This is a genomic window from Moorena sp. SIO2C4 (genome assembly GCF_010672485.1).
GTDB classification, from domain to species: Bacteria; Cyanobacteriota; Cyanobacteriia; order Cyanobacteriales; family Coleofasciculaceae; genus Moorena; species Moorena producens.
In genome coordinates this window covers 1-7,350 of record NZ_JAAHGN010000307.1, presented here as the reverse complement: position 1 = coordinate 7,350, position 7,350 = coordinate 1, and the positions used below count along the sequence as shown (strand labels likewise).

Here is a 7,350-nt window from a genome sequence, read left to right as displayed (position 1 = left end):
TTCCCGATTCCCCATTCCCCATTCCCGATTCCCGATTCCCGATTCCCGATTCCCGATTCCCGATTCCCGATTCCCGATTCCCGATTCCCATGAACTCCCCACAACTAAAACCAGCCTTCAATCTCTTCGTTTGTCAACATTTTCTTCAACTTTTGATATTCCCGTTTTGTTGCTTCGTAGATATGTTCCATGTTCACGGGTTCATCGGCGGCGGCGGCAAAAAAAGCGGCATTTAGGGCAATATTGCGAATATTTCCGCCAGCTACTTTTAGTTGACCGAGTTTCTGGTAATTTAAGTTTTGGGTTGGTGTCTGGGGAGGAAAAATCCGCTGCCAAATTTGGGTACGGATTTCGGGTCCGGGAAACGGAAACTCGACCACAAAGCGAATCCGGCGCTCAAAGGCACTATCGAGAGCGCTTTGGAAATTGGTGGTCAAAATAGCTAACCCTTGATAGGCTTCCATTCTCTGCAGCAAATAGCTGACTTCGATGTTAGCGTTGCGGTCGTGACTGTCTTTAACTTGGGTACGCTTACCAAACAGGGCATCGGCTTCGTCAAACAGTAGAATAGCACTTCCGGTTTCAGCTGCATCAAAGATCCGCCGCAGATTCTTTTCGGTCTCACCAATATATTTACTGACAACTCGACTGAGGTCGATGCGATAAAGAGAGAGGCGAAATTCGTTGGCTAATACCTCAGCTGCCATGGTTTTACCAGTACCGCTAGCACCGTAAAATAGGGCGCTGATGCCCAAACCCCGGACACCTTTGTGGGCGAAACCCCATTCCTGATAGACTTTATACTTGTATCTGAGGTGAGTGGCAATATCCCCAAGAAGCAGCCGTTGTGGGGTTGGTAATACCAGATCCTCCCAGGTAGCCGTAGCATTTATCGGTTGCGCTAAGTGTTCTAATTGATTACGGCTGATTTGGCGGCATAAATCCCATAATTGAACTTTTGAATTTTGAATTTTGAATTGATCACAGGCGGCTTGAATACTAGCACTACTGAGGTTAAACTGTACGGCGACGCGCTCAAGTTGACCGTTAAGTTCTGCTGCTGCTGACCCTATATGGCTTTCCCACAGGTCATATTGTTCCTGGTGGCTCAATGGGGGGATGTCAACGTTAACAACAGTCCGCTGACAGTCAATTTTTCGGTGATTGCAGCAGAGGATTAAACGAGTATTGTTACTATCAATAAATTGGCTCAGAGCATACTCCCGCCCTGGCTCCGTAAAATTATAACTATCGCAGTCAATAAACAGGACACTATTGCTAAGTATTGCTTCCCTTTGCCAACGCTTCGCGAGTTGGTAGACCAACTGGGGCTTGGTGGTCAGAGCGGCAGGGTCGAGAGTATGTAACTTTAACCCCAAACCCTGACAAGTGGCGGAGGCAATTTGGTATTTAGTGCTTCGATCCGAGCCAGATAATTGCACCACGGGATAGCTATTTGTCCCCTCGCTGCCAGACCAAATGGTGATCAATTGCGACCCTATACTTAACTGAGAGCTAGGCAAAAGATGAGGGTTGGTCTGAGGCGGTTGGGGAGTGATAATGCTTGCTAATTCCTGGTCTGTGGCATTTTCTCCTAACAGAAAGCAGAGGATACGCTGGTCAATTATGAGGGGGGACTTGGTTAGGATTGATCCTGGTTCTATGTGGAGCAGTTGCCAGTATAGTAAAGGGCTTTCGGGAGAAAGGACACGCCAACTGGGTCCGGGCAGGGCGTCAAGAGCTAAACTAAGAGTAGGATAGTTTTTGTTAGGATGATTTTTTTGGGCAATGGCCACCAAGGACTGGAACATAGGTTCTATTTCCATGCCCACGCACATTAGCAGGATATCCCTTTCAAAAGGGGAGAGATTTAAGAGGATACAAAGTTCAGCCAGGGCAGATGTTAGGTCAACAAATTCAGTTACGATTTGTTGATTTTCTTTACCTTCTATGTATTTTTCTAAATAGTTACGAACTCGATCGATTTCTTGTAACAGAGAACTAATATTAGAGTGATACCAGTTGGTTTGAGAAAGGGGTGCCATGTCGCGCTCCTGGAAGACGGATGGATCGACTGATCTGGTTTACTAATAGGGTACAAGGTAAAAGGAACTAGCTATGCGCACTACTCATACCTATAAACCGAAATATTCTCACTCTACTTCAGTGTCATTTGATCAAAATAATAAAGACTCCAGACGGAAAGGTTATAGAGAAATAATGGAAGCAGAGGAAAGGGAGTGGAACGCGGAAGAGGCGGTGGGGGAATGGGGAAGTATCAGTGCGAAGGTGATGCGCACCTTAGAATCAGGACAATACCAGCCGGAAACGGGAAGGAGAGAGATGGGGCTGCAAGGGAAGTTTTCTTTTGGACAGCCGGGAGATAGAAGCAGGCAAGGGGCGAATCACGGTGGGCAAATGGTAGTGCAGCCGAAAAGGATGATGGTGCAGCGAGCAGCACAACCGTTGACGGGGGATTCGTTGACCGATGGCGATAGCATGAGGGCAGTGAGTAGCAAAAATGAAAACAAAACCGGCTTGCCTGATCGCCTCAAGGCAGGGATAGAGAACCTCTCTGGCTACTCGATGGATGATGTGAGGGTGCATTACAACTCGGAGAAACCAGCACAGTTGCAAGCCCTGGCGTATGCACAGGGGACGGATATTCATGTTGGGCCGGGGCAGGAGAAGCATTTGGCTCATGAGGCATGGCATGTGGTGCAGCAGAAGCAGGGGAGGGTGAATAATACGATACAGGCGATGGGAGAATATATGATCGAAGAAGAGGGATTGGAAAGGGAAGCGGATGTAATGGGTAGGAAAGTCTTGGATTTACAACATATGAAATATACGAATGTAGAACCTCCCGTTGGAAGAAAGAGTTATGTTTATCGGGCAGATAGGGCTCCATTACAACGGGTGAAGAAGGAGGATAGGACGGTGGTTCAGAATAGTCCACAACAGCTTGATTATAAGAAAGGGAGCGGCGTACCTTTGCATAGTGAAAGGGTGGGCTACACGATGACGGCGCGGTTAAATCCAATGGATCCTCAACAGGGATCAGGACCTTATGCAAGAAAGGGAGATTTATATGATAATTTAAGAGACTCCGATGGGGTACGGTTATATATAAAGGGTCATCTGCTCAACGGTAAACTGGGTGGCCCCGGGGTTGAAGATAATCTATTTCCGATCACAGCAAAAGCAAATCGAGATCACTCGCAACAAGTGGAAGAACCCTTGAAAGAGAAAGTGAAAGTTTTATATTATCTGATGAAACGAGGATTCGCATCGGAGAGCTCTTACATTAGATACGGGGTAAGGGCTGTGCCAGAAGATCCTAAACAGTTCCACTTGAACGGTAGCTCGAAGCTGATATGTACAGTGGTGCCTCATATAGACTGGCTGGATGAACAAATGCGGCAAAGATACTGGTTAGATTTCACACAAATGAGAGAGCACCAGATTCGTTCAATCCCTGAAACGATTAAGACATTAGAAGATATATCATTAGAGCAAATCGGTTGGGGACAAGTAGGTGGAGGATTGAGATCGGGACCAATACGAATAAATAGAAAGAGGGATGCTGATGGTAATCTAAAATATTATAATGTGCAAAGGGAAGTGGAGCCTGATGGTAAAGTGAGCATAGTCAACGAGAGTCCGAACCGAATAATTATGCAAATCATCCCATTTGACCAGATGAATCAGCTCTCCCCATTCCAAGATAAAAAAATATCACCACCAAGGAATAACCCAATATACTAAGTAATTAGCGTTTTATAAGAAAGGGGCAGCGGAAAGGCAGCATGCAGAAGGCAGAAGGGTGGTGCGTACGCAGATCTTGATGGGTGGGCAAATGATCATTTTTTCCGAGTAAATTGCATATCTCTCAGAATTAGCCCACCCTACCCTAGGTCATGCGTACGCCTCTGTTGTATGTATGGTTAAAGCCTTGTAAACCACCAACCCAAAACCAAACAGACTCACCCCATCCACCCCACTTCTAACCCACCGCCACCAATGGTTAAGGTTTGTCTCAATGCGTTGCTCATCCGCACCTTGCTCGTAAAGCCGAGTCAATCGCTTCGCTCAAATTCAAAATTCAAAATTCAAAATAAGGCCAATTCAAAATTATGAGTTCAAAATTCAAAATGCTTTTGAATTTATAATTTCGGCTCTCCTAAGGTTGCTATGCTGAGGGGGTTAAGCTAATTTAAACTACTAATTTAGTATAATCAGTCTAGGAGAGCCCTAATTTCTAATTTTGAATTTTGAATTTTGAATTTTGAATTTTGAATTGGCCTTATTTTGAATTGGCCTTTCTTTTGGTTTTGACAACGATTGCTGCAATTATCTTAATAATAGCAATTCTACGACTTGTGAGGTACAAATTTCTGGTTTTTAGGGAGCAGCGATGCAGCGCGGTCTTGGGGGTTTCCCCCATGAGCGACTGCATCAAGACGGGAGCAGGGAGCAGGGAGCAGGTAAGAGGAACCCACCCCTAAACCCTCCCAGGAGGGGAAGTGAGGGAAGAGGGCAAAAATAATGTGTACCTCATAGCTACGATAAACGCTATATTAATCGCGCTCGTAACACCAATGATGTAGACATATTATTATATCAGTAGTAGGGTGGGCAAATGGACATGACACAAAGATGAAATTGCCAAACCTACATAATTTGCCCACCCTACTGTAAGCAACTCTAGTCTGAGGCGTTAGGGTCTGGTAACTTATTGCCGTTGTATGGAGGTTTACATTACATGAAAAAGCCCGGCTTGTGGATTGGAATGGCTATCATTATCTGCACATATATCTGGCAGCACTACGTTTACGTAGTAAATCAAGAAAGGAACGAACCCATCATCAAGAAGCAAAGTGACCATGAATGAATAACCGAAAATCGGAGAAGAAGCGGTGCAAGGGTCGATGCTCTTGGCTCGAAAGCATTATCGATGGCGGACGGGGCAAAGTGCGATCGCTCTTGTAGTAGGGTGGGCAAAGGTCGATGATTGGTGGACATATGTATTACTTTGATAATTTGCCCACCCTACGCCACAATCATAATTTGCCCACCCTACTCCCTGTTGATTTTGATCAAATAGTAGGGTGGGCAAATGGACATGATTGGTATACAAATGGTATTACTTTGATGATTTGCCCACCCTACGCCTGGGAACAGGGAACAGGGAACTATCAACATGTGACATATTATATCAGTAGTAGGGTGGGCAAATGGACATGATTGGTGATCAAATGGTTAATGGTTGATGATTTGCCCACCCTACGCCATGGAGTGCGATCGCACTATAATCTTTGATTTAGCGGTGGGAGGATGTCAAAGTGCTACAATTTCGATCAATACGGTTTCGCAAAAACCACCCATGACTAAATTAATCCAAGAAACCTTTGAGCAGATCGCACAGCTTTCGGAAGAACAACAAAACGCCCTAGCCATTTTTTTACAAAAACACCTCGCGCTTATTTTGCAGCAAGCTGAAAGAGAGAAACGAATTGAAGAGAAGACTTATACAATTAACGACTTCAATGAAGAGACCCAACAAGCGATTATAAATATTGAAGAACAAAAAAACTTGACCGTTTGTGCCAATAAAGAATCTCTCTACAATGAACTGGGAATTTAATGCTATCACCGGTTTTTGAAAACCGCTTTAAGAAAGACGTCAAACGGCTACAGAAGCGTGGCAAAAATATGGAAAAGCTGAAATCAGTTATTGATAACTTATTAGAGAGAAAAGAACTAGAACCCAAATACAAAGATCATGCCTTAACAGGAAATTGGAGTGGATACCGAGATTGTCATATCGAACCAGACTGGATTTTAATCTACAAAACCTCAGAAACCAATCTTTTTCTGGTTCGTTCCGGTTCCCATGCAGATTTATTCTAAATGATCATGAATTTGGAAGTGCGATCGCTCTTGTAGGGTGGGCAAATGAACATGAATCCTGATGAAATTGCCAAGCTATCAGAATTTGCCGACCCTACCCTACGGAATGCTCGCTTTACCCCCTACTTCATTCGTTACCTCCGCCAACACTTTAAATACCACAGGTCCTGTGATGCAAGGAAGCAAGAGTAATGGCAAAAGACTTATTTCATGATGTTGTCAAAAATGCCTTAATTAAAGATGGTTGGCAAATTACCGATGATCCGTTTTTTTTGAAAGTAGGCGGAGTAGAATTTTTTATTGATCTGGGTGCCGAAAAGCTAATAGCGGCAGAAAGAAATGGTCAGCGGAAGGCAGTGGTAAATCAAAAGTTTTATTAATCCCTCCTCAATTACAGACTTCCACCTTGCCATTGGTCAATTCATTAACTATCGAGTAGCGTTAAAGGTAAAAGATCCAGAACGACAATTATTTATGGCGGTTCCCGATACGACCTACCGAAGGTTTTTTCAGAAGGAATTTCCTCAAATGGTTATTCAAGATTACCAACTGAAACTATTAAGTTATGACATTGATAATGAGGTAATTGTATCATGGAAAACCTAGAAAAGCTTCAAAATTATCGCAGTATAATCAAGCAACTACTGAATCAATATGCCAGTTACAAACCCTCTCATGGTGACATGGAAATTCATAACATTTTTGATACGGAAAACGACCATTATCAAGTAATGGCCATCGGCTGGGACAAGAAAGAAAGAGTTTATGGCTGTTCAGTTCATTTACAGATTAAAAATAGCAAGATCTGGATTCAGAATAACAATACTGAATGGGATATTGGTCAAGATCTGGTTAATATGAACGTTCCCAAAAATGATATTGTTATTGGGTTTCAGCCACCTTCTATGCGCCAATACTCAGGCTATGGCACAAAGTAAGCATTCAGTAGCGTGGCCGTAGGCCAATCGCTGATCTTGTTTGGTGGGCAAATGGTCTTGGGTTCGAGATGAAATTGCCTTCCGTTTAGTATTTGCCCACCCTACCCGCTCCGAATGCGATCGCACTTCCGTTTAGTTGTTTGGTGGGCAAATGGTCTTGGGTTCGAGATGAAATTGCCTTCCGTTTTAGTATTTGCCCACCCTACCCGCTCCGAATGCGATCGCACTTCCGTTTAGAATTTGCCCACCAAACACCACAATCAGTGGATTTTGATAAAATAGTGCGATCGCTCTTGTAGTTGGGTGGGCATTGGTCGATGATAACTGATCAATTGGTCAAACCTTGTACATTTGCCCACCAAACCCCAAGGCGAGCAGTAGGGTGGGCATTGGTCGATGATAACTGATCAATTGGTCAAACCTTGTACATTTGCCCACCAAACCCCAAGCATCTTAAGGCGAGCAGCCATTCCCCATTACCCATTACCCATTACCTATA

10 protein-coding genes and 1 pseudogene are annotated in these 7,350 nt (G+C 44.1%); 8 read left to right on the top strand and 3 right to left on the bottom strand.

The genetic code is table 11. The features are described from left to right. Positions 1-104: 104 nt before the first annotated feature. Positions 105-2,045 carry an ATP-binding protein gene (locus tag F6K20_RS17145; RefSeq protein WP_287295415.1) on the bottom strand — a complete coding sequence of 647 codons (1,941 nt, stop codon included), beginning with the start codon at positions 2,043-2,045 and terminating at the stop codon, positions 105-107. 73 nt (positions 2,046-2,118) lie between these two features. On the opposite strand from F6K20_RS17145, the gene F6K20_RS17140 reads away from it, so the two are divergent. Further along, complete coding sequence (locus tag F6K20_RS17140) at positions 2,119-3,768, top strand: eCIS core domain-containing protein (RefSeq protein ID WP_287266749.1); 1,650 nt, start codon at positions 2,119-2,121, stop codon at positions 3,766-3,768. 150 nt (positions 3,769-3,918) lie between these two features. Here F6K20_RS17140 and F6K20_RS17135 read toward each other — a convergent pair whose 3' ends face one another. After that, complete coding sequence (locus tag F6K20_RS17135) at positions 3,919-4,083, bottom strand: hypothetical protein (protein ID WP_287266747.1); 165 nt, start codon at positions 4,081-4,083, stop codon at positions 3,919-3,921. Between the two features lie 290 nt (positions 4,084-4,373). Then, a complete protein-coding gene (locus F6K20_RS17130) occupies positions 4,374-4,502 on the bottom strand; it encodes a hypothetical protein (protein ID WP_287295413.1) in 129 nt (42 codons plus the stop codon). Positions 4,503-5,010: 508 nt separating this feature from the next. Here F6K20_RS17130 and F6K20_RS17125 point away from each other — a divergent pair. The 7 genes and pseudogenes from F6K20_RS17125 to F6K20_RS17095 all read left to right on the top strand — a co-directional run bounded on the left by F6K20_RS17125 (position 5,011) and on the right by F6K20_RS17095 (position 7,150). Continuing rightward, a complete protein-coding gene (locus tag F6K20_RS17125; protein WP_287266745.1) occupies positions 5,011-5,247 on the top strand; it encodes a hypothetical protein in 237 nt (78 codons plus the stop codon). Between the two features lie 25 nt (positions 5,248-5,272). After that, the gene (locus F6K20_RS17120; protein WP_287266743.1) at positions 5,273-5,647 is read left to right on the top strand and encodes a hypothetical protein; all 375 of its coding nucleotides are present in this window, start codon (positions 5,273-5,275) and stop codon (positions 5,645-5,647) included. Next, entirely contained in the window at positions 5,647-5,913 is a 267-nt protein-coding gene (locus F6K20_RS17115; RefSeq protein WP_287266741.1) for a type II toxin-antitoxin system RelE/ParE family toxin, read from the top strand. Before F6K20_RS17120 ends, F6K20_RS17115 begins: the two co-directional genes overlap by 1 nt. A 45-nt stretch (positions 5,914-5,958) precedes the next feature. Then, positions 5,959-6,105 (top strand): hypothetical protein, encoded by a 147-nt coding sequence (locus F6K20_RS17110; protein WP_287266740.1) that lies wholly within the window; start codon positions 5,959-5,961, stop codon positions 6,103-6,105. Next, positions 6,105-6,519, top strand: a pseudogene (locus tag F6K20_RS40695) (XisH family protein). The gene F6K20_RS17110 and the pseudogene F6K20_RS40695 overlap by 1 nt, the downstream one beginning before the upstream one ends. Beyond that, positions 6,507-6,851, top strand: a complete 345-nt coding sequence (locus F6K20_RS17100; protein WP_287266739.1) for a XisI protein — start codon at positions 6,507-6,509, stop codon at positions 6,849-6,851. The pseudogene F6K20_RS40695 and the gene F6K20_RS17100 overlap by 13 nt, the downstream one beginning before the upstream one ends. Before the next feature lie 92 nt (positions 6,852-6,943). Further along, the gene (locus F6K20_RS17095) at positions 6,944-7,150 is read left to right on the top strand and encodes a hypothetical protein (RefSeq protein ID WP_287266737.1); all 207 of its coding nucleotides are present in this window, start codon (positions 6,944-6,946) and stop codon (positions 7,148-7,150) included. The last annotated feature ends 200 nt before the right edge of the window (positions 7,151-7,350 follow it).